The sequence below is a fragment of the Corynebacterium sp. HMSC06C06 genome, from assembly GCF_001807295.1.
Lineage (GTDB): Bacteria > Actinomycetota > Actinomycetes > Mycobacteriales > Mycobacteriaceae > Corynebacterium > Corynebacterium striatum.
Genome location: NZ_KV788456.1, coordinates 1 through 1,794, shown reverse-complemented (window position 1 = coordinate 1,794; position 1,794 = coordinate 1). Strand labels below are relative to the sequence as shown.

Below are 1,794 nucleotides of genomic sequence, written 5' to 3'. Positions count from 1 at the left end.
TGTCAGATGCGGGTTTTGGGTACCGGTGTTCCGGAGACCCGGTACTGCCGGGTTCCGGGTAGTTGGTACCGGGGCCGGGCCGACGGAGTCGGCCCGGCTGTTTGCTTTATTCGTCCGGTTCTATTGGGGCGGTGGCCTTGCGCATGTCGAAGTCTCCGATACGGATTCGGTGGCCGTTGTTGAGGCGGCTTACGAGTGAATCGGCTCCGACTCTGTCTGGCAGTGTTTCAACCCAATAGGCGGCAGCTGATTGGGAGGAGATCAGTGTCGGGAGCCGACCGTCGCGGTCGAATATGATCTTGATTAGGTCTTCTTGCCCGCGCTGGTTGATGCTGATGGTCATAAAGTCGTCGATGATAAGGACATCGACGTTGATCAGTTTCCGCATCTTATCGAGGTAGTTTTGGTCAGTCGGTGAGAAGACCGCCAGCATGTCTACAAGTTGATCCAGCCGGTAGTACGCCACGGAGTATCCAGCCTTGCACGCGGCGATACCGATGGCGCAGGCAATGTAGGTCTTGCCTGTTCCCGTCGGGGCGAGGATGTGAATATTGGTCGGGTTTTCCCGCCAGTTAGTTGCTGCGATTCGTTTCAGCTGGCGCATGTTGATACCGCGTTGTTCTGCCTGGGTGATTTCAGCCAGGCTTGCATCCGGGTATCGGAATTTAGCCTGGGTAATGGCCTTGGCAATGTTGCGTTGTTGGCGTTGTGTGTAAGCTTCTTCGACTGCGGCGAGGAAGATGTCTTCTGGTAGCGCATCCGCATAGGCCTCGTCGTTGACAACCTCGTAGAAGATGTCAGCGAAGGTCGATACGCGAAGCTTGCGCATTTTCGCCCGCACAATCTCGTCGTCGATGCTGCTCATGGTTTCACTCCTTATTGCTTCTAGTTTTCGTAGTGGTCAGCAGGCCGGATAAAGACGGCATCGGCCACCTCACCGGTAAGCGGGGTACTTGGGCGTGGGTGGTGCTTGGCCACAGGCTGTGGTTTTGCCCCTGGTGGCCCGGGATGTTGTTGGGCGTGGGCAATGTCAGTCTGGATGCGTTTGATCACTGCCATCGTGGGGGCCAGCTTCTTGTCTAAGACCTGCTGGCATGCAGGTTCGAGGGTGGCTTTGTTGTGCTTTTTGCCCAGGTTGGCCAGCACGTTGCGTGCCTGAATGAGTCCGCGGGGGATGGCGGCACTATTGCGGTCGAGGATCATCGCTATGACTGCGTGCGTTGCTGCCCCGAACGACGAGGCCCAGGCCAAGAGCTCATCACGGGTAAGCGCCTTGTGGCCTTCATCGTCGCCACGCGGTGCATGCTGAGGGTTGGTGGAATACCGGTATTTGAATCCGTGAAGGCGCGTGTGTTCAGCAACAAGCTGCTCCCCGTTGAAGATGCTTACTAGTTGCGGGGTGAGCCTGACTGTTACCGATTCTCCCACCAGCTGAAATGGCACTGAATAGTACTGGTAGTCACAGGTGATGTGCCAATTGCGGTCGACTTTAAGCCGCTTATAAGACACTTCCGTAAACGGCGTCGGCGGCAGATCCCGCATCATTGGTGCCTCTTCTTTATCAAAGCGCATGCGCCGTGTTGAGCCATCAGGCCGCGTCATTGCGCTGTTGATATCAGCAAGACGGCAAGCGATCGCCTCATTAAGCTCATCAAGGCTATAGAAGACCTCGTTGCTGAAGTACCCGAGTATTTTGGTGTAGGCGATTTTCACGGCACGTTCTACTGCCGCTTTGTCGCGTGGCCTGCCGGGCCGAGTCGGCACGATCGTGACCCCGTAATAGTCGGCAAACGC

The 1,794-nt window shown here is 56.5% G+C and carries 1 protein-coding gene and 1 pseudogene; both read right to left on the bottom strand.

The features are described from left to right. Window positions 1-106: 106 nt before the first annotated feature. Window positions 107-865, bottom strand: a complete 759-nt coding sequence (locus tag HMPREF3153_RS00270) for an ATP-binding protein (RefSeq protein ID WP_046645578.1) — start codon at window positions 863-865, stop codon at window positions 107-109. 20 nt (window positions 866-885) lie between these two features. Continuing rightward, window positions 886-1,794 (bottom strand): annotated as a pseudogene (locus HMPREF3153_RS00265) (IS21 family transposase); the annotation flags it as partial.